The sequence below is a fragment of the Pseudoalteromonas sp. SWXJZ10B genome (genome assembly GCF_015864475.1).
Classification (GTDB): domain Bacteria; phylum Pseudomonadota; class Gammaproteobacteria; order Enterobacterales; family Alteromonadaceae; genus Pseudoalteromonas; species Pseudoalteromonas arctica.
Genome location: NZ_JADYXD010000001.1, coordinates 250,157 through 274,544 on the forward strand (window position 1 = coordinate 250,157; position 24,388 = coordinate 274,544).

Sequence of the window (24,388 nt, forward strand, 5' to 3'; positions counted from 1 at the left end):
TTGGCTTATTAATTTTCTTCCCGCATATTTATCCCTGATATTTAGCTATTATTGATGGCGGTAATAATTATTATTACCGCCTTTTCATTTTTATACATATTTTTTGTAACCGAGATTTTTTGCCCGCATCATGTAAACATCGTGTAAATGCCTGTATATACCCAGTAAAATCCTCAAACCTCGTTAAATCACTCACTTGTTGATATTTAGTTAACTAAAATCCTTATCTTTGTACCTTTTTATTCATTTAATGTTAATAAATAAATGGTACTTTCTGCTCGCCAAATTAACTTTATTTGACTATTAAGTATTGGTTTGGTGTCAATTTATTACGTCAAGCAATGACGACTGATAATTTCAATTTAAGGAAATACGATGAATAACAGTTCAAATAATCACAAAAGAAAGGATTTTAAAGTGGCGAGCTTATCGTTAGCTTTATTATTAGGATGCTCAACAATGGCTAATGCCGCTGTTGAAAAGTTAACGGTGAGTGGGAATCAAATTCTTGCGGGTGGGGAAAGCACAAGCTTTGCAGGACCTAGCCTATTTTGGAGTAATACGGGGTGGGGCGCTGAAAAATTTTACACAGCAGAAACAGTAGCAAAGGCAAAAACTGAATTTAATGCAACATTAATTCGTGCAGCTATTGGTCATGGTACGAGTACTGGTGGTAGTTTGAACTTTGATTGGGAGGGCAATATGAGCCGTCTTGATACTGTTGTAAATGCAGCTATTGTTGAAGATATGTACGTTATTATTGATTTTCATAGCCATGAAGCACATACCGATCAAGCAACTGCAGTTCGCTTTTTTGAAGACGTAGCTACCAAATATGGACAGTACGACAATGTTATTTATGAAATTTATAACGAGCCGTTACAAATTTCGTGGGTTAACGATATTAAGCCTTATGCAGAAACAGTTATTGATAAAATTAGAGCAATCGACCCTGATAACTTAATTGTGGTTGGAACGCCTACGTGGTCGCAAGATGTCGATGTGGCATCACAAAACCCAATTGATCGCGCCAATATTGCTTACACTCTGCATTTTTATGCTGGCACGCATGGTCAATCGTATCGAAATAAAGCACAAACAGCACTCGATAACGGCATTGCACTATTCGCCACAGAGTGGGGAACAGTTAATGCTGATGGCAATGGTGGTGTTAATATCAATGAAACCGATGCATGGATGGCATTTTTTAAAACAAACAATATTAGCCACGCTAACTGGGCTTTAAACGATAAAAACGAAGGTGCATCGTTATTTACTCCAGGCGGTAGTTGGAATTCACTAACATCGTCAGGCACTAAAGTTAAAGAGATCATTCAAGGTTGGGGTGGTGGTAGTAGCAATGTTGATTTAGATAGCGACGGGGATGGCGTAAGTGACAGCCTTGATCAGTGCAATAATACTCCCGCAGGTACAACGGTTGATAGCATTGGTTGTGCAGTAACTGACAGCGATGCCGATGGTATAAGCGATAATGTTGATCAATGCCCTAATACACCGGCAGGTGAAACGGTTAATAATGTAGGTTGTGTTGTTGAAGTAGTTGAGCCACAAAGCGATGCGGATAACGATGGTGTGAATGATGATATCGATCAGTGCCCAGATACACCCGCTGGTACAAGTGTTGATACAAACGGATGCAGTGTTGTAAGCTCAACAGATTGTAACGGTATTAATGCATACCCTAATTGGGTGAACAAAGATTACTCAGGTGGTCCGTTTACTCACAATAACACCGACGACAAAATGCAATATCAAGGTAATGCATACAGCGCAAATTGGTATACAAACAGCCTTCCAGGAAGTGATGCTTCGTGGACGCTTCTTTATACTTGTAATTAAGCACGTTAAATAAAATATGCGAAGAAGGTAAATAATACATTTACCTTCTTTTTAAAAGTATTAGCCTTTATAAACACTTTGGTGTTGTTCAACAATATTGTAGCTTGGTGAGTTTATGTTATCTATATAGCGCCAATCGGTTGTGATTTGCTCTTTAGTAATAGTCAGTAGCATATACCCACGGTGTGATAAGTCACAATAGTTTAAATCGTTTATTAACAATGAAAGCGAGTCAGCCATTTGCTTTGCTTGTGCTGTATTAAGCGCTAAATAATGCTCCATACCCGGGGATGTAACACCAGGTGTTGCAAACTCTACTCCTACGCTTTCGCCTTTTGCATTTTTTAATGTGCCATGCCACGCATTGTGCGTATCACCTGCAACCACGACTAACTTTTTATTTAATGCGGTAATGCTTTTGTATAATGCTTCGCGCTCGCTTGGGTAACCATCCCACGCATCTAAATTATAAGGCATTAAAGTATTTACGCGTGCGAGTTGCTCGGGTGTTACCGCTTTATTAGCTAACACTGCTTTTTTAATGGTAACAAGCTCTTTTAACACCTGAGGTATTTTAGTGCGATCGGATTGCGAGAATATTTCAGTAGGTAGCCACATTTTAGTCATCAATACTTGCTGGCCCAATACTTGCCATTTTGCATTTGATTTAGTTATTGCACTGGTGAGCCAGTTTAGTTGTGTGTTACCTAGTAAATGCCTATTTTGATTATTTAAATCACTGACAAAGCGCGCAACATCCATTTGCTTGGTCTCGGGGTTTTTGTAGTCGCTGTAAGCGAGTTGTTTATCGCGTGCTATTACGCGCGTATCTAGCATATGTAAGCTTATTAAATTACCAAAATCGAAGGTGCGATATATTTGCGGGCTTTGTTCGCCCATAGGTGGCCTAATTGGCAGCCATTCGTAATAGGCTTGAATAGCTGCTGCGCGACGCTTAAAAAAATCACCTTCATCAGGGGTATGATTTTCAGCACCACTTTTATAGGTATCGTTAGTAACTTCGTGATCATCCCATATTGCGATAAAAGGCGCTGCAGCGTGAAGTGCTTGAAGGCCTTGGTCTGTTCTGTAAATAGCATAGCGTTTACGATAGTCGCTAAGGGTAATAATTTCACCGCTGTTATCAGCTGCTAATTGGCGGCTAATGTTTTCTGCATTTTGTGTGGCGTACCCGCCCATTGGGTATTCGTAAATGTAATCTCCCAAATGCAGTACTACATCTAAATTTTTTTGCTTAGCGGCATCTGTGTAGGCATTAAAGTACCCAGCAGGGTAGTTTGAGCACGACACAACAGCCATTTTTATTTGTTCAATGTTATTTATTGGTAATGTTTTAGCTCGGCCAATAGGGCTTTGTGTTTGCAAACCTATAAAACGATAAAAGTACTCTGTGTTTGGAGCAAGTTCTTGTACATCTATTTTTATTGTAAAGTCTCGGCTTTTATCTGTTTGTTCGCGCCCGCTGCGAATGATGTTTTTAAATTGAGAATCACTTGCCAGCTCCCAAGCAACAGTAACTTCAAAATTTGATTGAGAAGTGGTTGCACGTGTCCAAATTATTAAAGCATTACTGAGCGGATCGCCACTTGCTACCCCGTGTTTAAATTCAATTACCGATAGAGGCTTGTTCATTAATGTTTGAGCACAACCTGTAATGGCGCTCGATACCGCAACTGTAAATATGCTTGCTGCTGAGGTTTTTAAGAAATTTCTACGTGATGAAAGGGTCATATTGCACTTTTTTAATTATTAATAGTGGTGCGCACCTTAACGGTTAGATATGACGTTTTTATAAACGATAAATGTATTTACTGTGACGGTATTAATGCACTTAAAACTCTTTTATTTATTAACTAAAAAATAGTCAAAAAATTAAATTAAATGGTTAAATTAACGAGGTGTGAATTTATCGAATTAAACAACCGGACATAAAGTCTTTTAATTATAATGGTTTATATTTTATTTTTATGTTGGCACAACCCTTGAGTATATAACTACGTCTAAACAATACACAAACAAGGAATACCATTATGAAACATTCAATTAAAATCGCTATGGCAAGTTTATTAGTATTAGGTTCTGCGCAAGTTCATGCAGTAGAAGTGGACCTAGATGTAACTGATATATTAACTCAAAGTGTAACAAGCTACGTTAAGCAAACCACAATTGAGCTTGAAAAATCACTAAAGGAAACACTTTATTTTGATGCTAAAACTGTTTTAGAGGGGTTACTAGATGAGCCAGTTTTAATAGATAGCACAACGATTAAAAATACTGACGCTAGCGTTAAAAACGTAAAATAAACCACTTAAAGGATTAAAACGATGAGCAGTGAACTTGGATTATTTGCATTAATGTTAGCACCCGTAGTAAGCATGATTAGCGCTTATTACTCGGTTCAAGTGTTTAAAGCTATGGGAGGTTGGTTTAATCTTTAACCAATTATATAGCTGGTAATTAATTCGATTCATACAAAGCTGATCGACTTAGCAAAAGCGCACGTAAATAAAGGCAGAGTGTTTGAAATAAGTAGACTTTATGAAACGTGCGATTTTTCCATTACCCATTTTTATGTTACCTGAAGGTTTTACGCGATTACGCATATTTGAGCCTCGTTATTTAAATATGGTTAAAACCGCATTAAAAAATAATTCAGGGTTTGTGCTTTGTACATTTGAGCACGACACGCCATTTAATATAAGTGCGCAAGGTTGCCTTGTCGATATTATCGATTTTGACCAAGACGATAACGACGTACTATTAATTGATGTATTTGCCTCGCAAAATGTGCAAATAAACGATGTTTACCAAGACGAAGACGAACTACGTCATGGCTTAGTGTCGCCTTGCAATACGCCTTATTGGTATAAGGATTCTAACAACGACATTGGCGATCATTACCTATTACACGACGCGCTTAAAAACGTATTTGCAGGTAATTCAGAGCTTAATTTATTGTACAAAAAAACTCATTTTGACAAGTTGCCTTGGATTGCAGCACGTTGGCTTGAGCTCCTACCTATATCAATTGAGAAAAAACAGCAACTTGCGTTTGAAACGAACTTTGATAACTTGCTGAGTTTCCTCCATACTGTGATTAATAACGAATTTGCCTAAATTTTATGATCCTAAATTAATTATTGCCCGTATTACTTAATACAAAAGCAATAACGGGATAAATTATTATGGTAAGTCAACAACAGTCACCACGTTGTGAACCTAATACAGGTAAGTACACTGCCATGCCAGAAACGCCGAGTAAAGAGCTCATGCAAGCGCTTATAGATGTTGCGCAATCACGCGATAAAAAAGCTTTTTCCTATTTATTTGAATACTTTGCGCCAAAAATTAAACGCTTTGGAATTAAGCAGTTTGGTGTTGAAGCCCAAGCCATGGAGCTTGTGCAAGAAACATTAACGTCTGTTTGGCGTAAAGCACATTTGTATCATAGTGAAAAAGGCGCTGCTACTACGTGGGTTTATACCGTTATGCGTAACGCTTCGTTCGATATGCTTCGTAAAATGAAAAGTAATAAAGAAGAAAATATAAGCGAAGATATTTGGCCGTTACTAAACGACTCACAAGATACGCATCACGAATACAGTGATCATTTAGAAGATAAGCAAATTAAGCGCTACCTCGATAAATTACCAATTGCTCAACGCGAAGTGGTAAGAGGCGTTTATTTTCAAGATATGTCGCAAGAGCAACTTGCACATCAACTTAATATTCCAGTAGGCACGGTAAAATCACGGTTACGTTTGGCCTTGCAAAAATTACGTAATGAAATGGGAGATCAGCATGATTAAACATCACCCGAGTGAAACTTTACTGACACAGTATTGCGATGCATCACTTGCTACATCATTGAGTTTAGCCGTTTCTATTCACGTAGACATGTGCCCTGTGTGCCAAGCTAAAGTAGCTAAAATTGAAGCAAGTAATGCAAATGCATTATTTAGTGAAGAGCCTGCTCAATTTGAGAAACCTCAAACTGAGAAATCTGATTTACTTGAAGAATTTGAACTAAATGTTCTCGATATGATCATGTCTGATGATTCTATCGATGAAGTTTACGAAGTAGAGCCTGTATCTATTAAAGTGAATGAGCATGACTACCAACTTCCACGTGCTTTAACACGTATTTCTCATAGCAAATTTACACAAGTTGGTAAACTGGCACGATCTCGCGTTTCGCTTGATGATGGAGCACTGCGTTCTAGCTTGCTACATATTGATGCCGGTGGCGAAATTCCTGAGCATACACATACCGGATTTGAAGTTACTTTACTACTAGATGGTGAGTTTAGTGATGAAGACGGTAATTACGTACCAGGCGACTTTATTTGGCAAGATGGTAGTCACCAACACACACCTTTAACGAAAGATGGATGTTTATGCTTTACAGTTGTCAGTAGTGCGCTACATTTTAATAAGGGCTTCAGCAAGTTACTAAATCCAATAGGTAATTTGATTTACTAAGAGAATATATGCATACAGATATAATAAAAATAGGTATAAGCGCCTGCTTAGCAGGCGAAAAAGTTAGATTTGACACAGGACATAAAAAGTCAAATTTTTGTATGGACGAGCTAGGTAAACACGTTGAATACACACGGTTTTGTCCGGAAGTAGCTGTTGGTTTACCAATACCTCGTCCAACTATTCGCCAAGTTAAAGTGGGCGATACTATTAAAGTATGCCGCCCAGATGGCACCGGCGAAGTAGGCCAACAACTTACTGAATATGGTAAAAAAGTTGCAACTGAACAAGCTAAAGAATTAAGCGGATTTGTATTTTGTGCAAAAAGCCCAAGCTGCGGCATGGAGCGCATTAAAATATACAATGAAGCAGGAACAGGTAATACCTCAGAAGGCGTTGGTTTTTTTGCGGAGCAAATAATGAAGCACAATCCATTATTGCCATGTGAAGAAAACGGACGTTTAAACGACATGCATTTACGTGAAAACTTTGTAATGAGAATTTACGTATTTAAAAACTGGCAAAAATTAGTACAAGAGCCGCTTACGGTTCATAAGCTTACTCAATTTCACTCTCAGTATAAGTACTTGTTGATGGCTCATAACTATCAAGCTTATCGTGATTTGGGTAACTTGCTGGGGACTTATGTAGGTGACGATATAAATGCAGTTGCTGATGAATATATTTTAGGTTTGATGACGGGTCTTAAAAAGCCAGCTTCTCGCAGAAATAATTGCAACACGCTAATGCATTTACAAGGTTACTTTAAAACTGATTTATCGAAGGTTGAAAAACAAGAACTTCGTGATGCGATAGATGAATACCGCGAAGGTTTGGTGCCATTGTATGTACCACTTACCTTGTTAAAACATCATTTGAAGGTTCACCCAAATGAGTACCTTGAAAAACAAGTGTTTTTTAACCCTTACCCTCACGATTTAAAACTACGATTTGGTATTTAATGGATACATTATTTTGGTTTAGGCGCGATTTGCGCCTTTTTTCTAACGAAGCGTTAATTCAAGCGCTAAATAATGGCGCTAAACACGCCATTTTTTTTGTGTCTGAAAAACAGTGGCAACAGCACCAAGCTGCGCCTATTCAGATTGACTTACTCAAGCGCCGAGTTACTTATCTTCAATCTCAGCTTGCTGATTACGGCATTACTTTACATGTTATTGAAGCGCCTAGCTTTTCTGATTGTACGCGTGAGCTTATTGATTTTTGTAAATCAAACGATGTAAAACACGTAATTGCTAATACAGAATATGAGCTTAATGAAGTAAACCGCGATAAAGCAATTTTGCACGAATGCGATGAGCTTTCAATTACTTTTACTTTGTACGAAGGTGATTTAATTGCACCTGTTGGAACGGTTAAAAATCAAAGTAATGAAATGTATAAAGTGTTTACTCCATTTAAGCGAGCATGGTTAAAGCAGTACCAAGATACGCACTTTAGTTTGCCTCAATGGCCTTTAACTTCTGATTCAATAAAATTTGATGAAAGCGACTTACTAAAAAGTGATGGATGCTCAGATAAGTGGCCGGTTGACGACGAAACACTTTCTACTGTGGTCGATAACTTTATATGTGACAAACTTACAAGCTACGATGATCAGCGTGATATACCCAGCGTAAAAGGCACATCAGGTTTAAGCCCGTATTTAGCACTTGGTATTGTAAGCACAAAACAGCTGCTTATTAATATTCAGCAGCGTTATCCTGATATTTTAACTACGTCAAAAAGTAAAACGTTTACGTGGATTAACGAGCTTGTTTGGCGCGAATTTTACAGGCATTTAATTGCTGAATTTCCGAAGCTTTCACGCGGTGACAACTTTAACGAAAAGTACAACGCCGTAGTGTGGCGTAAAAGCGAAAATGAATTTACAGCATGGTGTGAAGGGCGTACAGGTTACCCGTTAGTAGATGCTGCAATGCTACAACTAAAGCAAACCGGTTGGATGCACAATCGTTTACGTATGGTTGTTGCGAGCTTTTTAACTAAGCATTTATTAATAGACTGGCGCGAAGGTGAGCGCTTTTTTATGCAGCACCTAATTGATGGCGATTTAGCCTCAAATAATGGTGGCTGGCAGTGGGCTGCAAGTACCGGGTGTGATGCTCAACCTTACTTTAGAGTTTTTAACCCTATCAGACAAAGCGAGCGCTTTGATCCAACTGGCAAGTTTATCCGTAAGTATTTGCCAGAGCTTGAAAACGTGCCAGATAAACACATTCATTTTCCACACACTTATTTAGCCGCAATAGGTAAAGATAAGGAATGTTACTGGCCAGCAATAGTTGATCATAAAGCGGCACGAGAACGTGCACTTGCTGCATTTAAGGTGTGATATGGATAACCAGTTACCAGTAGATAAATTTGTTGAAATATACCAACAGCTTGATAGCACTAATCTTGATTTATTGAGTGATATTTACTGTGACAACATACAGTTTATAGACCCAATGCATGAAATTAATGGCATTGTAGAATTGCGCAGGTACTTTGCTAACTTATATAGCAATGTTAAGCATTGTCAGTTTGATATTAGCGATTCGTTTAATAGCGGCAACAATGCTTTTATTTATTGGACTATGCACTATGCACATCCAAAGCTTTCATCAGGTAAAACTATTTCGGTAGAAGGTCATAGCAAGCTTATTTTTGAAAATGGCAAAATTATCAAGCACAGAGACTACTTTAATGTGGGCGAGTTGCTGTACAAACATATTCCTTTACTTGGTAGTGTTATAAAGCTAATTGATAAAAGGGCAGGTTAATTATGATCACACTTATAACGGGTGCTACTTCTGGTATTGGTGAGCAGTTAGCAATTAAATATGCGCAGTTGGGAGACACTGTTATCGCTTGTGGCCGTAATAGTGAAAAGCTCGCTGAGCTTGCTAAATACGACAATATTCAAGCATGTAAATTTGATGCAACTAATCTACAAGACATTAAAGAGTCTACTATTGGCTTTCCTCATTTTGACCGTGTTATTTTAAACGCGGGTAACTGTGAATATATAGATGACGCACGAAACTTTGACAGTGCATTGTTTGAGCGTGTAATAAACGTAAATTTACTCTCTATGGGGTATTGCCTTGAGGCGCTACTTCCTAAAATAAATTCAGGTGGTCAGCTTGTTTTGGTCAGCTCAAGTGTTACCTATCTTGCGCTACCTCGTTCAGAAGCTTATGGTGCATCAAAAGCGGGTGTAAGTTACTTAGCAAAAAGCTTAGCTGTTGATTTAGATGATGTTGATGTGACTTTAGTTCACCCTGGCTTTGTGAAAACTCCGCTTACTAATAAAAATGATTTCCCGATGCCTATGGCCGTTACCGCTGAAAAAGCCGCAGACTATATGATTAAGGGAATACATAAGCGCCGAAAAGATGTTCACTTTCCGTACCGTTTTACGCTTATATTAAAAGCATTACGTATTTTACCACTCCCAATTTGGCTTAAAATCGCAAAAGGATTAGCCCGTTGAAAAAAATAGCAATAATAGGAACTGGTGTATCTGGTTTAACATGTGGGCATTTGCTTCATAAACATTACGATGTAACCGTATTTGAAAAAAATGATTATATAGGTGGTCATACAGCAACTGTTGATGTTGACGTGTGTGGTATAAAATACGCAATAGATACTGGCTTTATTGTATTTAATGACAGAACTTACCCATACTTTGAAAAGTTACTATCGCGTATTGGTGTAGATAAACAAACAACGCAAATGAGCTTTAGTGTTCATAACGAAGCCACTGGCTTTGAATACAATGGCCATACGTTTACAAGCCTGTTTGCACAGCGTCGTAATATTTTTAGACCTAAGTTTTGGCGATTATTGTACGACATTGTTAGGTTTAACAAACTGTGTAAAGCACTACATGAAAAAGATGATTACCAATCTGATCAATCATTAGGGCAACTGCTTAGTGACAATCACTTTAATGACTTTTTTAAATACCATTATATCCTTCCGATGGGCGCGGCTATTTGGTCTACCAGTATTAAAGAAATGGAAAATGTAGGCGTTGAATTTTTTGTTAAGTTCTTCTTTAATCATGGCCTTTTAGATGTAACAAACAGACCACAGTGGTATGTAGTACCAGGTGGCTCTCGTCAGTATATTAAGCCACTGATCAGAGGTTTTGCTGATAAAATTAAACTTAATACAGATATTAAATCTGTTACGCGTCAAAATGATGAAGTAACAATAGAGTTTGCCAATGGTGAATTAAGTAAGTTTGATAAAGTAATATTTGCTTGTCATTCAGACCAGGCGCTTGCACTACTTGGTGATGCAACTGAGCAAGAAAAGTCAGTATTGGGTGCAATAGCTTACACTGAGAATTCAGTTGTGCTGCACACCGATACAAACCTTTTACCAGATAGAAAAGCGGCATGGGCAAGTTGGAACTACCTACTTAATAACAACACTGATAAAGCAGCTGTTGTTACCTACCAAATGAATATTTTGCAAGGTATACAATCGGATACACAGTTTTGTGTAACGCTTAATCATCTTGAAGGAATAAGCCAAAGTAAAATTTTGCGCGAGTTTACTTATCATCACCCTGTATTTAACCAAGAGTCAATTGCTGCTCAAAAACTTAAACACAGTATTGATGGACAAGACAATAGTTATTTTTGTGGTGCTTATTGGTACAATGGTTTCCATGAAGATGGCGTACACAGTGGTGTAGATGTAGCCAAGCAACTTGGGGTCGAATTTGACTAGTGCAGTGTATTTAGGCGATGTAAAACATCGCCGTTTTGCTGTTAAAGAACATCGTTTCAGTTACCCTTTGTATATGATGTGGGTAGATTTAAATAATCCTCAACAGCTAAATGGTGTGCATAAACACCTAGGTACGTCAGGCTTAAAGGCGTTAAAATTTAATGAAGCTGATTATCTTAAAGACACTTCACAACTTGCTAAACGACCTCTTATTGAGCGTGCGCATGATCAACTTGCCAATTTAGGTATTACTGAAACCTTTTCTCATATTTACATGCTAGGGCAGCTTCGTTGTTTTGGTGTCTATTTTAGTCCTGTTAATTTTTACTTTTTTGGCCACAACGACACCCGTTTTAAGTACATGATAGCTGAAGTGAGTAATACACCATGGAACGAACGTCATTATTATTTAGTCCCTTTAGAAAAAAAAGTGAACTTTAAGAAGGTTTTTTCCGTATCACCTTTTATGAATCTGGATATGAACTATCATTGGCATGTTAAACAATCGCCTGATAAAACATTGATACACATTGAAAATAAGCGAAATGAAGAGTTATTATTTGATGCAATACTTCGCTTGAAACGTAAAGAACTCACTAACGAAGAGATTAATAAGTTGTTTAAACGTTTTCCGGCCATGACATGGTCTATTTTCAAAGGTATTTATTATCAAGCATTAAAGTTGTTTATAAAGCGAGTGCCTTTTTTAGGTCACTCAGGTAAGCCATAAAGCACATAGGTAGTCAGGACAATTAATAGGTATTTTAATGGATAAAGTGTCGAGCTTAAATTGCGAACAAAGCACTAGTTGGTTAACTAATATATATAAAAAATTAGTGACTAAAGCCTTTTCGTCAATTGAAACAGGTCAAGTTGTTTTAATTGAAGGAAATGAGCGTACAGTTTTTGGTGATGTATCGTCTGCGTTAAAAGCAACAGTAACAGTTAATGATAAAGCTATGTATAAAGCGTTTGCGTTATCTGGAAGCGTTGGCGCTGGCGAAGCGTATATTTTGGGACATTGGTCTTGTGACAACTTAACTTCATTCATTGAGATATTTGCTATAAATGAAAAGCAACTTGATGAGTTTGAAAAAAAATTCGCATTTTTTAGTAATATCGCACACCGGTTTAATCACATAAAAAACAAAAATTCAGAATCGGGTTCTAAGAAAAATATTGTTGCTCATTACGACTTAGGTAATGATTTGTACGAATCATTTTTAAGTAAAGAAATGCTCTATTCAAGTGCTGTATATCCTACAAAAGAAGCCACACTTGAAGAGGCTCAGCAATACAAGCTTAAACGCATTTGTGAGCAAGTTGAGCTTCAAAAAAATGATTCAGTAATTGAAATTGGTACAGGGTGGGGGGCATTTGCTATATATGCTGCCACACATTACGATTGCCATGTAACAACAACAACCATATCTGATGAGCAACATGATTATGTAGCTAACAAGATTGTTGAACTTGGTCTTGAAAGTAAAATAACATTACTTAAGCTCGATTACAGACTACTAAAAGGTAAATACGACAAGCTTGTTTCTATTGAAATGATAGAAGCGGTTGGTCATGATTATTTGCCGAGCTTTTTCACTCAGTGTGGTGAGCTCCTAAAAGACGATGGCGCCATGCTTATTCAAGCAATTACTATTGGCGATCAGCGTTATAAGCACTACTTAAAAAACTCTGACTTTATTCAGCAGTATATTTTTCCGGGCGGATGTTTGCCATCGCTTAACGAAATGAGTGAGCAGATTAAAAATAATACCGATATGGTTATCCATACTGTTAATGATATTGGCGCTCACTACGCAAGAACATTAGCAGATTGGCGAACTCGTTTTATAAAAAGCTGGCCTGATTTAGACCGCTCTAAATTTGATGAACGCTTTTATCGTTTATGGTTATTTTATTTTGCTTATTGTGAAGGTGCGTTTAGAGCCAGAGCAACAAGTACAGTACATTTAATGGCGCGTAAACCTCGTTTTACTAGTGATAACGATGATATTGCGCTCGGTTACTAATTTTGTTTTATTTCAAGCAGTGTGGTTTTTATCACTGCTGCTTGAAGCCAATTCGCTACTTTTTAGTGGCTTGATTATTGTTTTAATGTTTTGTTTGTCAAAGCAGAAAAAACAAGACTCTTTACTGTTAATTAAAGCCCTACCTTTAGCACTATTGTTAGAATTTATAGCGGTAAAGTTAGGCTTGTTAGAATTTAAAGTTTATCCCTTCCCTCTATGGCTCGTCTTTTTATGGGCTGCATTATTACTTTCTTTGAATACCTCTATGGTTTTTTTGAGTAAATTAAAGCTTTGGCAGGCCTTTTTGGTATGTATGGCATTTGCACCAGCAAGTTATTGGGCTGGAGCGCGCTTTGAAGTAATAAGTTTAGGTTTACCTTTATGGCAATTCTGGCTCGTTTACGGGGCGCTTTGGTCTACAGTGTTTACTGTTATTCTTTTTATAAACCAAAAAATCAAGTTATTCATCAATCGCTGATCTTCCACAATTTCTATTTCGTAACATTACCCATTGACTCAAAGGGAGCTTATTTTGAAATTTTTACTAAAGGCAGTTACTTTTTATTTGCTTACCACTTCAATTGTTTTAGCTAACACACAATTTAATAAAGTAGGCGAAGCACGAATGGAGTATTTATTTTGGGATGTATATGACGCTGTGCTATTTACCCCTTCAGGTAATTACAGCGCAGGAACACATCCTGTTAAGTTTAAGCTTACCTATTTACGTGACTTTGACGCTAAAGAAATAGTAAAAGCAACAAATGAGCAGTGGCAACATCTTGGAAAAGCAGGGCTGGCAGATAAATACGACCGTAAATTGTTGTCTATTTGGCCTGATATAAAAAAGGGTGACTCACTAACATTGGTGACAAATGAGCAAGGTATGAGCACTTTTTATCATAATGATGAAAAAATGGGTGAAATTGATGAACCTCAATTTTCGAGTGACTTTTTAGCTATTTGGCTTGATGAAAAAACCTCTGAGCCAAAACTACGAAAGCAATTATTAGGGAATTAATATGAACATATTAAACACGTTAAAAGCAGCTGTTATGAGCCTCTCGGCTCTACTTTTAATTAGCTGTTCGGCACCAAATGTTGAACATTATAAAAATACATCGCCAAATTTCGACTTTAAAACGTTTTTTAGCGGAAATTTGAAAGCCTATGGTGTTGTACAAGACTTTAAAGGCGAATTGACCCGAAAGCTTGTCGTAGATATGAATGCGACTTGGGACGGTAACCAGGGCGTTATTGAAGAAGACTTTATTTATGATGATGGCGAAACCCAAAAGCGAATCTGGAAAATAACGTTAAATGAAGACAATAGTTTAACGGGGACAGCAGCTGATGTTATAGGTACAGCAAAAGGCAAAAGTGACGGCAGCGTATTTCATTGGAATTATGATGTAGAGCTTCCATACGATGGCAGTACTTTAGAAGTGAATTTTGACGATTGGATGTACCTGGTTACACAATCGCGCTTGATAAACCGCACATCTATTGTTAAGTTTGGAGTCGAGGTCGGGGAAGTGACCTTAGTTATCGAAAAAATATAGCTTATTTACCCAGTTGCTTAACTTGCGCCAAAATTGTACTCAAATTAAGTCTTTGTTAACCCAACACGCTGTATTCTACCGAGAATTATTTAAATTTTACTCATTTTTTAAGAATTTAAGCAAAAAATGCAATTTGCTGTTGCTAACTCTTTAAAAATGCATAAAGATAGGTTTTGCGAAGGCAAAATAATAACGAATAGGAATCTAACAATGAATAAAGCTCAATTAGTTGAAAAAATTGCTACTGATGCAGAAATCTCTAAAGCCGCTGCTACTCGTGCTCTTGACGCGTTTACAGGTGCTGTAACTTCTTCTTTAAAAGAAGGTGATTCAGTAGCATTAGTTGGTTTTGGTACTTTCTCAGTAAAAGAACGTGCAGCTCGCACTGGCCGTAACCCACAAACGGGTGCTGAGATCCAAATCGCAGCGGCAACTATCCCAAGCTTTAAAGCAGGTAAAGGTCTTAAAGACCAAGTAAACCCTTAATAGGTTTAACGAATTAAAATAAAAAAAGAGCTATTTAGCTCTTTTTTTTTATGTTTAATAAAGACATCAATTGATGCCTTTATATTATAAATTTATGCTTTTAAGGCTTTATCGCCTCGGCCAATGCCAACAGCACCAGAACGTACAACTTCAATAATATCGGTTTCATGGCGAAGTGTGTCTAAAAACGATTCTATTTTGTCTGTACTGCTCACTAGTTGCAGGCTATAGCTTTGCCGGCCCATATCTAAAATAACACCCTGGAACACATCAACTACGCGGGTAACCGCTGCACGAGTCGTCTCGTCTTGAGCAAATACCTTAACAAGCAATAACTCTCGCTCAATGTGACTCATTTCTGTTAAATCGATAATTTTAAGCACGTCGACTAATTTGTTAACTTGCTTTGTGATCTGCTCAACCACTCTGTCATCACCCATGGTGGTAATGGTAATACGTGATAACGACTGATCATCAGTTGTGCCAACAGTTAGGCTGTCAATGTTGTATGCACGTTGTGAAAAAAGCCCAACAATACGCGACAGTGCACCTGGTTCGTTTTCCAATAGAATAGATAAAATACGACGCATTATGCTTTTACTCCTTTACGTAACCACATCTCATCAATGCCACCTAACTTGATTTGCATTGGGTATACATGTTCTTTCTCGTCTACAAGAATATCTAAAAAGACTAAACGATCGTTTATGCTCATAGCTTTATCGATAGCAGGTTGTAACTCATCAAGTGTGTTTACTTGTATGCCTACATGCCCGTAGCTTTCAACTAACTTAACAAAATCAGGCAGTGAGTCCATGTAAGATGATGAATGACGACCGCCGTAAACCATATCTTGCCATTGGCGTACCATACCTAAAGAGCGGTTATTGAGTGATACAACTTTTACAGCTAGGTTGTACTGCAAGCAGGTAGATAGCTCTTGAATATTCATTTGAATAGAGCCATCACCCGTAATACATACAGATTCTTTATCAGGAAAGGCTAATTTTACGCCCATAGCAGCAGGTAAGCCAAAGCCCATAGTGCCTAGGCCGCCTGAATTTATCCACTGACGAGGATGCTTAAATGGGTAATATTGCGCTGCAAACATTTGGTGCTGACCAACGTCAGAACTTACGTAAGCATCGCCATTAGTGGCTTTATAAACAGCTTCAATTACGGCTTGTGGCTTAATTTTGTCGCCATCTGTGTTGTAGCTTAAACATTTTTGTTCACGCCAGCTGATAATTTGGCGCCACCAATCTTCTTGCGCGCTTCGATCTATTTTAATTGGGCTTTTATCAATACCCGTTTGTAGTTGTTCTAGTACTGTTGCTAAGCAACCTACAACCGGTATGTGCGCTTTGATTGTTTTTGAAATTGAAGTTGGATCTACATCTACATGGACAATGGTGGCATTTGGACAAAACTTTTTAACGTTATTAGTTACTCGATCATCAAAACGAGCACCAAGCGCTAAAATCACATCGGCGTTTGCCATTGCTTTGTTAGCCTCAAGCGTACCGTGCATGCCTAGCATACCTACAAAGTTTGGATGTACACCTGATATGCCGCCAAGCCCCATTAGTGTATTGGTAATGGGCGCATTTAACGACTCAACTAAATGCGTTAATTGCTCTGACGTATTTGAAATAACAATACCACCGCCAGAGTAGATAACCAGTTTTTTGGCTTCTAAAATAGTTGTTACCGCTTTACGAATTTGTTTTGAATGCCCTTTAGTATTAGGGCTGTATGTTCTTAGCTCTGTTGTTTTAGGAAATTCGTATTCAAACTTAATAGCAGGGTTAAGCATATCTTTAGGAAGCTCAACTACAACAGGTCCAGGACGACCTGTACTGGCTATATAAAAGGCTTTAGCTAAGATTGTTGGGATTTCTTTAGCACTTCTACAGTTAAAGCTGTGTTTAACTATAGGGCGAGAACAGCCAACAATATCAGTTTCTTGGAATGCATCGTCACCAATTAAACTTGTAGGCACTTGGCCTGACAATACAACCATAGGAATTGAATCCATGTAGGCCGTTGCAATACCCGTTATACAGTTTGTAGCGCCAGGGCCTGAGGTTGCAAGTACAACACCAACGTCTCCAGTAGCACGAGCATAACCATCAGCCATATGTGTGGCAGCTTGTTCATGACGTACTAATATATGCTCAATATCATCTTGCTGAAAAAGTGCATCATATAAGTCTAAAACCGAACCACCGGGGTAGCCAAATATGTATTTTACCTTTAACTCTTTTAATGCCTGAACTACTAGTTCAGAGCCATTATATTCTTGTTTGCTCATCCTCATTCCTCTGTGCGCTTTTTTATGCATAAAAAAACCCCCGCGTAGTGCGAGGGTTTTTAAAAAGCAGTATCACCTTTTAATACATCCCCGCTGGGCTTATAACTAAGACCAGTACGAGTACGACTAAAAGGTTAATTTGTGTGTTCATAGTTTTTACTCTACTTAGCAAAACACTGCTTTTAAATTAAAAATTCTGTATAGGTTTATTTTTAAGGGTTTTGAACCCTTATGTCAACCTTGAAAGTGGTTTTTTGCATTTTAAATTCGTTTTGTAGCTTTTTTTAATTTAAATCTGCAGAAATACTGTATTTAACTGAGTTAACTAGCAGAAATTATGCGTTTTAGGTTGTGTGTTTGATTTTAGTTATAAAAGAGTGTGAAAGACCATTAACTTTTATTGCACATGTTAACTATATGTTTTTATCGCATGTTTAAATTTCTATTATTAGGTATGATTACTACATAATTATGTTTGAGGAAAACACAGTGAAAAAAGTGACGTTAATTGCGCTTTTAACTACGCTATTAAGCCCTATAGTAGCGGCTAATAATTTAAGCCCGCATGATGTTGGTATAACTAACGAAGAACGTATTTTATATTGGCTTAAAAAAAGAGACCAAATATCCTCTAGTGAGTTAGATAGTTCATTTAAGTCATATATGAGTAACAAAGAAGTTGCCAATCACTCAATTAAAAATGGCTTTAGGCGATTTAAATCTTCCTCTACGGATTTTTCAAACACAAATAAAAAACAAGCCGCTTTTTCAACGTCGCTAGTGCCTGATCAAAGCGTTAATGATGTAAAAGTGTTAGCTATCTTAATTGATTTTCCTGACCTCAAACATGACGATGATCGACTTGTACAGCAAGACACCGACATGTTTTACGCTGATTATTCAACTGAACACTATCAGCAAATGCTTTTTAATACTCAAGGTTATGCGGGCCCTGATGGACAAAGCTTATCAACGGCTGCAGATTATTATAAAGCAGCGTCTGGTAATAGCTTAAACTTTAACGGGCAAGTATATGGCTGGGTAACCGCTGATAGTAATGCAAAAACATATGGTGAACGCCAAGGCAGTACGCGTGATAAAAATGCGCCCGCTTTAGTCAAAGAAGCGGTAGAAAAAGCCGTTGCACAATTTAATATTAATTTAGCCGATTATGATTTAACCGATTTAGATGATATTGATGGCGATGGAATTATTAACGAACCCAATGGCATTATTGACCATGTAATGATTTTTCATTCAAGTATTGGCGAGGAAGCGGGTGGTGGCTACCTAAGCACCGACGCTATTTGGTCGCACCGCTACTATGTATTTGATGAAAGTAGCGGGCCGAGCGAGATTGCAGGCAGCAATATAAAGCTCTTTGGTTATACAATTAATCCAATTGATGCTGGGATTGGCGTGGTGGTACATGAGTTTGGGCATGACTTGGGATTATTAGATGAATACGACTTACAATCTAACACGGTAGGTGAGCCTGTCGCGTCTTGGTCAGTTATGTCGACAGGAAGTTGGGCAGGTTCTCCACGAGGCTCAGAGCCTGTTATGTTTAGCCCTTATGCGCTTGAATATTTACAAAATCGATACCAGGGTAATTGGGTTAATCAGCTCACGCTTGATATGGATGAGATAGATGCTAACGCACAGCAAACATTAATTAATACTGCGAGTACTTCACAACTACAAAGCCAAATAAAAATAACACTGCCATCTCGACTCGAAAAATTTAAAACGCCAGTAGAAGGCGATTTTCAATACTATTCAAATACGGGCGACAATGTTAGTAACAGCTTAGTTAATACAGTAACGCTACCAAACACAACTGAGGCACTTACTTTAAGCTTTATTGCTTATTACAGTATTGAGCGCGACTATGATTTAGTACAGGTAAAAGTAAATGGGGAGCCTATTGCTAGTAATTATACGCAAGCAATTAACCCATACTATGGTGACATTGGTCCGTATATATCAGGTGATTCATTTTTTAATAGTGATGCTAAGCAACCTAACGGCTATTTAACTCATAAGTTTGATTTATCAGCTTATGCTGGGCAAATCATTGATCTAAAAATTGAATACATAACAGATGCGAACACACATTATTATGGTTTTGTTGTGGATGATATGCGTATTGTGCAAAGTGATACTTTAATTTGGCAAAATAATGCACAAGATCAAATTAACACCGAGTTTAATGGCTTTGAAAAAATAGGTAGTTACACATATGCATCGCCATCACATTACTATTTACAATTGCGTTCATACACAGGCGTTGACAGTAGTTTGCAAGCAGAGCAGTACTCACCGGGATTATTATTGTGGTATAGCAATGAATCTCAAGCAGATAACAACACGACAGAGCATCCAGGTAGTGGTTTTGCATTAGTGGTAGATGCTGATCAGCGCTCGATAAATAAAGGCAGTACGCAAACTCCGGCTGCTTCAGCAATTCAAATTCGTGATGCTGCTTTTAGTTTATATCCACAGCGAGCTGGATTAGGTGATGATGATTTATCTGCTATTACAGAGTTTACTGATAAAACCGACTATAGCTTTTCAGCGCAACAGTCATCGGGCGTTGCCCTCCCACAGGTTGGCTTTGGGTTTATTATTATAAGCCAGTCAGCTGATAGTGAAGATATAGAAGTAGAGCTTAATTACGATGTTACTAAAGGTATTAATTTTACCAAAACAGGTTTAATCGTTAATTTTAATGTAGAAGGTTTTGCATTCACGCCTGCGGATAAATTCACGTGGAGTTTTGACGATGGTAGCTCAAGCACAGAGTTAACGCCTACTCATGAATATCAAGACTATGGCACCTATAGCGTTGAGTTTATGGCAAGTAATGATACTTCACAGCAAGTAGCTATAGCTCAAGTTACATTAGTTGAGCCATTATCTGTAAATGAAATTGAATATGAAATAAACCAAGGAATATTAACAGCTCAAGCTTCGTTTACAGGTGGAGTCGCACCGTATACCTATAATTGGCAGCTAGGGGATGGAAGTACTTTAACGACGCAATCGCTCACTTATAATTATTTATACTCTGGTGATTACCAAGTAACGCTTACAGTGACAGATAACGAAGGCACGGAGCAAACTAAAGCGGTTGATGTAACGGCAACTGTTCCGCTTAGCATAGACGCAAACGTTACAGTAAATGATTTAAGCGCTCAATTTAATGCGCAAGTAACTGGCGGCTTTAATAGTTATACTTACAGTTGGGATTTTGGTGATGGCAGTGCGGTATCAAACTTACAAAACCCAAGGCATACTTATCAGACTGGCGGTGCATTTAGTGTAACGTTGAATGTTACTGATACTCAAACAAATGATACTTTTACTAAAGAGTTATCTCTTACAGTGCAAAAGCAACAAAGTAGTTCGGGTTCAAGTGGCGGATCATTGGCAGGTTTATTAGTGTTATTACTTTTATGCTTACCTAGGATAAAGCGCAGCTAGCAAATAAAAAAAAGCCCGCTAAATTAGCGGGCTATTTAAATTAATAACAAATATTAATTATAAACGGTCAATTACTGATTGAGTGAAATCAGTTGTACCGTGGCTGCCGCCTAAATCGCGAGTTGTACGGTCGCCTGATTTAATTACATCAGCAACAGCACTACGAATACGCTCTGCTGTATCGCCCATATCTAAATGCTCAAGCATTTGGATAGACGCTAAAATTACAGATGTTGGGTTAGCTAGGTTTTTGCCAGCAATATCTGGTGCACTACCGTGTACAGCTTCAAAAATTGCAGCGTCTTCACCAATGTTAGCACCTGGAGCCATACCTAAACCGCCAACTAAACCAGCACAAAGGTCAGATAAAATATCACCAAATAAGTTAGTCGTAACAATTACGTCAAACTCTTCAGGTGTCATTACCAGTTTCATACACGTTGCATCAACAATCATTTCATTTGATTCAATTTGTGGGTAACGCTCAGCTACTTCACGTGCTACTTTTAAAAACAAACCAGATGTTGATTTTAAAATGTTAGCTTTATGAACAGCAGTTACTTTTTTACGACCTTCACGTACCGCTAGCTCATATGCAAAAGTTACGATTTTTTCTGCGCCTTCACGCGTAATTATCGATTTTGCTTCTGCTTCATTACCGTCTTCACTTACTATTTGGCCTGCACCTGAGTACATACCTTGCGTATTTTCACGAATAGTAATGATATCAATATCGTCGTAACGCGCTTTAGTGCCAACAAATGATTTAACAGGGCGTACGTTAGCGTATAAACCAAATTGCTTACGAAGTGTTACGTTAATAGACGTAAAACCTTCACCTACAGGCGTTGTTAATGGGCCTTTAAGAGTGATTTTGTTTCTAGCTATTGTATCAACCGTGTCTTGTGGAAGTAACTCACCTGTTTTTTCAAGTGCAGCTAGGCCAGCATCAACAAATTCATAATCAAAGTCGCAACCTGCGGCTTTTAATATTTCAAGTGCTGAGTCGATAATGCTCGGACCGATGCCGTCGCCTTTGATCACTGTGATGGTTTGTTTGGCCATTGACTTTTCCTTTAAAGAGTTTGATTTGCACATAAATTATTACCCTGAGAGGGTAATCGCTTGTTAGATCATTTATGTGAACGTGCTTGAAAATTTAAGGGCGCATTTATATCAACTTATCACCCATTTTGCTAGTTTATACAAGAAATACTGGGTATACACCAAAGTTATAATGGGTATAAAGACGTTAAATAGGTTTCCATAAATTAAATACTATTAAATAACGCGAGAGATTCTAATTTTTGATTAAAATCAGTTGGGTTTTGCCAATTTAGTATTTTCAGTTGTTCGTTTAATGTTTGCAGTTGCCACTCTGTTAGCGCGAGTTCTGGTTTAAAAACACTCTGGGCAACAATTTTAAGTGTGATCCAGAGTTTATGAGAATCAGTTAAGTGTTTTTTAGGTGTTTGCTCTGCTTCTAAAAGTGCCGTTGTCCATGGGTTGTCACTTAATAAATGAGTAAGCTGTTGCGTTAGTTGCTCGTTATTAATTGAATCTACTCCAAAAAATGAGCAAATAGGGGCACTCAATGTTTTATTTGGTGTGTCGTCAATCAGCGTTTTACGAGAAAGCTGTGTACTGCATTGCGTTAATAAAAAATGAGCATAAGCATATAAAGGTAATGTAATGTGTTCAAACTGGTCGTGTTTATTTTTACTGACTAATAAGGCCATTATTTTCACTAAACTATTTAATCTGTTAGTAACGTAGGCTTGCAGAGGGTGTGGGGTAACATTAACTAATTGCTCAAAAACAACTCTTTGAATTATCGCAGGTGCATTATAATAACCGACCATCGATAAACTATGCTTTAAGTCTTTAGCGGCCTGATGCTCCTTATTATAAGGTTTTACTGCCTCACATAAATTAGCAACTACCTGAGGGTGAGCCGCCATTAGCTGGCTTAGCCCTTTATAGCTATATTCGTGCTGTGACTTAATATTACTTATTAGTTCAAGTAAAGACTGTGCTTTATCAACGCCAACCACACTTTTTGACTTAACATGTTCACTGTTAAACACTTTGAAGCTAATGGTTTTATCAGTGCAATGCCATTGTTTTGGGTTGTCGTTAAGGGTTGCTTTAACGCTAAACCAAGCTAATTTATTTGGATTAGTGTTACTAATTAAAATATGTTTTTGTTGCGCATCAGTCGCTAAATAAATCATGGTTTGCTCGGCATAAAAAACGCGGCTTCCCGGTAATAGTGGCCCCAAATGGGCTATAAGTGATTTGATTAGCTGCAGTGCAAACAAATTTGGTGTGCGAATATACAAGTCAGTAAGTGCTTTAAATAAACTCATGTGTTTATTAGCCGTATTACTAGTAATGTTCATACTAATAATATTTGCTAAAGCAATTAGTGTTATGCCCCCATCGTAAAGCATTATTTTAGGAGCACTTACCAATGCTTGTTTATATTTACTTAACTTAGCTAATAATTGCGTAACGGGTTTGGCAGAATCGCCACTGGATAACATTACTTTAGCAGCTAACTGATGACGCATTTTCCATATGTTTTTATCAGAGTCTTGAAAAGGTGTTTGCTCACAGAGCTTGTTTAATTGCGCTCCAACACATAAATGCTCAATGAGTGAAGCCGCTATGTATAGCTCGCTTAGGGCATTGTTATAGTGTTGAGATTTACAAAGTGCAGCGGTTATTACACTTTGACTAACAACTAAGTTGGTGGCATAAGAATAATTAGGATTATAAAGTGTTAAACGAGCTTGTAATGCGAATGGCTGTTCACTATAGAGCACTCTATATTGCTCAGCTAGCTTACTTGCCATGGGGTATAAGGCTGTCCATTTTTGTTTATTGTTATAATAGCTTAAAAACAGCTGCGTATTATTAAGCAGCTGCTCTAAAGTAGTTGAAACAGCTTCATCCATTAAACCTTCACCTAATTTTGTTCTTGATATTTATTATATGCACTAGGACCCCATAAAAATAGCTGCCCATTTTTAAATAATAACCCAGTACATTCATCCATAGTGGTTATACCGTCAGATGTTTTATGCTGTGTACGGTAAAAAACTATCTGAAATACCTGTTCACCATCTCGTTTGGCATAAGTAAGGTCGGGGCTGCCTAAATAATCAAGCACAGTATTTAGTGTTGTTGGCTGCTCAAGTGATAGTTTTTCGATATAACGTTTATTAAAAGCTTCTCGGTCTTGCCAGATCATAGCCTGAGGATCGTCTTTATAAAAGGTGATCACCAACGCTGCTATCAGTGCATATAGCCCTAAACCTAAGATTAAATATCGGATAAATTTTTTCAATATGGTTTACTCTGACTCCGGTAACTAATAATAGTATACGTTT

Annotated in this window: 23 protein-coding genes; 17 read left to right on the top strand and 6 right to left on the bottom strand. The window is 37.7% G+C overall.

What is annotated here, in order from left to right; genetic code table 11:
- Window positions 1–375: 375 nt before the first annotated feature.
- Complete coding sequence (locus I6F54_RS01120; protein WP_197139386.1) at window positions 376–1,860, top strand: cellulase family glycosylhydrolase; 1,485 nt, start codon at window positions 376–378, stop codon at window positions 1,858–1,860.
- 60 nt (window positions 1,861–1,920) lie between these two features.
- Here I6F54_RS01120 and I6F54_RS01125 read toward each other — a convergent pair whose 3' ends face one another.
- On the bottom strand, window positions 1,921–3,612 hold the full coding sequence (locus tag I6F54_RS01125) for an alkaline phosphatase D family protein (protein WP_197139387.1): 1,692 nt from the start codon (window positions 3,610–3,612) through the stop codon (window positions 1,921–1,923).
- A gap of 299 nt (window positions 3,613–3,911) precedes the next feature.
- On the opposite strand from I6F54_RS01125, the gene I6F54_RS01130 reads away from it, so the two are divergent.
- The 15 genes from I6F54_RS01130 to I6F54_RS01200 all read left to right on the top strand — a co-directional run bounded on the left by I6F54_RS01130 (window position 3,912) and on the right by I6F54_RS01200 (window position 15,193).
- Window positions 3,912–4,184 (top strand): hypothetical protein, encoded by a 273-nt coding sequence (locus tag I6F54_RS01130; RefSeq protein WP_197139388.1) that lies wholly within the window; start codon window positions 3,912–3,914, stop codon window positions 4,182–4,184.
- A gap of 235 nt (window positions 4,185–4,419) precedes the next feature.
- Complete coding sequence (locus I6F54_RS01135; protein WP_166376597.1) at window positions 4,420–4,998, top strand: LON peptidase substrate-binding domain-containing protein; 579 nt, start codon at window positions 4,420–4,422, stop codon at window positions 4,996–4,998.
- A 68-nt stretch (window positions 4,999–5,066) separates the two neighbouring features.
- Window positions 5,067–5,690: a sigma-70 family RNA polymerase sigma factor gene (locus I6F54_RS01140; protein ID WP_010552978.1), complete on the top strand. Its 624-nt coding sequence runs from the start codon at window positions 5,067–5,069 to the stop codon at window positions 5,688–5,690.
- Window positions 5,683–6,363: a ChrR family anti-sigma-E factor gene (locus tag I6F54_RS01145; protein ID WP_007580713.1), complete on the top strand. Its 681-nt coding sequence runs from the start codon at window positions 5,683–5,685 to the stop codon at window positions 6,361–6,363. Before I6F54_RS01140 ends, I6F54_RS01145 begins: the two co-directional genes overlap by 8 nt.
- 8 nt (window positions 6,364–6,371) lie before the next feature.
- Window positions 6,372–7,325, top strand: coding sequence for a YbgA family protein (locus I6F54_RS01150; protein ID WP_007580711.1), 954 nt, complete (start codon window positions 6,372–6,374; stop codon window positions 7,323–7,325).
- Entirely contained in the window at window positions 7,325–8,719 is a 1,395-nt protein-coding gene (gene phrB / locus I6F54_RS01155; protein WP_197139389.1) for a deoxyribodipyrimidine photo-lyase, read from the top strand. Before I6F54_RS01150 ends, phrB begins: the two co-directional genes overlap by 1 nt.
- 1 nt (window position 8,720) lies before the next feature.
- Window positions 8,721–9,149, top strand: a complete 429-nt coding sequence (locus tag I6F54_RS01160; RefSeq protein ID WP_007580706.1) for a nuclear transport factor 2 family protein — start codon at window positions 8,721–8,723, stop codon at window positions 9,147–9,149.
- A gap of 2 nt (window positions 9,150–9,151) precedes the next feature.
- Window positions 9,152–9,862, top strand: a complete 711-nt coding sequence (locus I6F54_RS01165; RefSeq protein ID WP_024591087.1) for an SDR family NAD(P)-dependent oxidoreductase — start codon at window positions 9,152–9,154, stop codon at window positions 9,860–9,862.
- A complete protein-coding gene (locus I6F54_RS01170) occupies window positions 9,859–11,115 on the top strand; it encodes an NAD(P)/FAD-dependent oxidoreductase (protein WP_197139390.1) in 1,257 nt (418 codons plus the stop codon). Before I6F54_RS01165 ends, I6F54_RS01170 begins: the two co-directional genes overlap by 4 nt.
- Window positions 11,108–11,845 carry a DUF1365 domain-containing protein gene (locus tag I6F54_RS01175; RefSeq protein WP_197139391.1) on the top strand — a complete coding sequence of 246 codons (738 nt, stop codon included), beginning with the start codon at window positions 11,108–11,110 and terminating at the stop codon, window positions 11,843–11,845. The genes I6F54_RS01170 and I6F54_RS01175 overlap by 8 nt, the downstream gene beginning before the upstream one ends.
- A 37-nt stretch (window positions 11,846–11,882) precedes the next feature.
- Complete coding sequence (locus I6F54_RS01180) at window positions 11,883–13,145, top strand: SAM-dependent methyltransferase (protein ID WP_165735776.1); 1,263 nt, start codon at window positions 11,883–11,885, stop codon at window positions 13,143–13,145.
- The gene (locus I6F54_RS01185) at window positions 13,123–13,623 is read left to right on the top strand and encodes a DUF2878 domain-containing protein (protein ID WP_007580697.1); all 501 of its coding nucleotides are present in this window, start codon (window positions 13,123–13,125) and stop codon (window positions 13,621–13,623) included. The genes I6F54_RS01180 and I6F54_RS01185 overlap by 23 nt, the downstream gene beginning before the upstream one ends.
- Window positions 13,624–13,677: 54 nt before the next feature.
- Window positions 13,678–14,166: a chalcone isomerase family protein gene (locus I6F54_RS01190; RefSeq protein ID WP_165725497.1), complete on the top strand. Its 489-nt coding sequence runs from the start codon at window positions 13,678–13,680 to the stop codon at window positions 14,164–14,166.
- Between the two features lies 1 nt (window position 14,167).
- Window positions 14,168–14,707, top strand: coding sequence for a DUF3833 domain-containing protein (locus I6F54_RS01195; RefSeq protein ID WP_024592211.1), 540 nt, complete (start codon window positions 14,168–14,170; stop codon window positions 14,705–14,707).
- Between the two features lie 210 nt (window positions 14,708–14,917).
- Entirely contained in the window at window positions 14,918–15,193 is a 276-nt protein-coding gene (locus I6F54_RS01200) for an HU family DNA-binding protein (RefSeq protein WP_002962474.1), read from the top strand.
- 92 nt (window positions 15,194–15,285) lie between these two features.
- On the opposite strand, the gene ilvN is transcribed toward I6F54_RS01200, so the two are convergent.
- Window positions 15,286–15,783 (bottom strand): acetolactate synthase small subunit, encoded by a 498-nt coding sequence (gene ilvN / locus I6F54_RS01205; protein ID WP_007580691.1) that lies wholly within the window; start codon window positions 15,781–15,783, stop codon window positions 15,286–15,288.
- Window positions 15,783–17,507, bottom strand: a complete 1,725-nt coding sequence (locus tag I6F54_RS01210; RefSeq protein WP_197139392.1) for an acetolactate synthase 3 large subunit — start codon at window positions 17,505–17,507, stop codon at window positions 15,783–15,785. The genes ilvN and I6F54_RS01210 overlap by 1 nt, the downstream gene beginning before the upstream one ends.
- Before the next feature lie 489 nt (window positions 17,508–17,996).
- Between I6F54_RS01210 and I6F54_RS01215 the strand changes: the two genes are divergently transcribed.
- The gene (locus I6F54_RS01215) at window positions 17,997–20,993 is read left to right on the top strand and encodes an immune inhibitor A domain-containing protein (RefSeq protein ID WP_197139393.1); all 2,997 of its coding nucleotides are present in this window, start codon (window positions 17,997–17,999) and stop codon (window positions 20,991–20,993) included.
- A gap of 57 nt (window positions 20,994–21,050) precedes the next feature.
- Here the strand turns inward: I6F54_RS01215 and I6F54_RS01220 are convergent, their stop codons facing one another.
- From I6F54_RS01220 to I6F54_RS01230, 3 genes are all read right to left on the bottom strand, one after another.
- Window positions 21,051–22,058, bottom strand: a complete 1,008-nt coding sequence (locus I6F54_RS01220; protein ID WP_007580684.1) for an isocitrate dehydrogenase — start codon at window positions 22,056–22,058, stop codon at window positions 21,051–21,053.
- A 206-nt stretch (window positions 22,059–22,264) separates the two neighbouring features.
- On the bottom strand, window positions 22,265–23,953 hold the full coding sequence (locus tag I6F54_RS01225) for a hypothetical protein (protein WP_197139394.1): 1,689 nt from the start codon (window positions 23,951–23,953) through the stop codon (window positions 22,265–22,267).
- A gap of 11 nt (window positions 23,954–23,964) precedes the next feature.
- Entirely contained in the window at window positions 23,965–24,348 is a 384-nt protein-coding gene (locus I6F54_RS01230; protein ID WP_024591078.1) for a DUF3192 domain-containing protein, read from the bottom strand.
- Window positions 24,349–24,388: the final 40 nt, after the last annotated feature.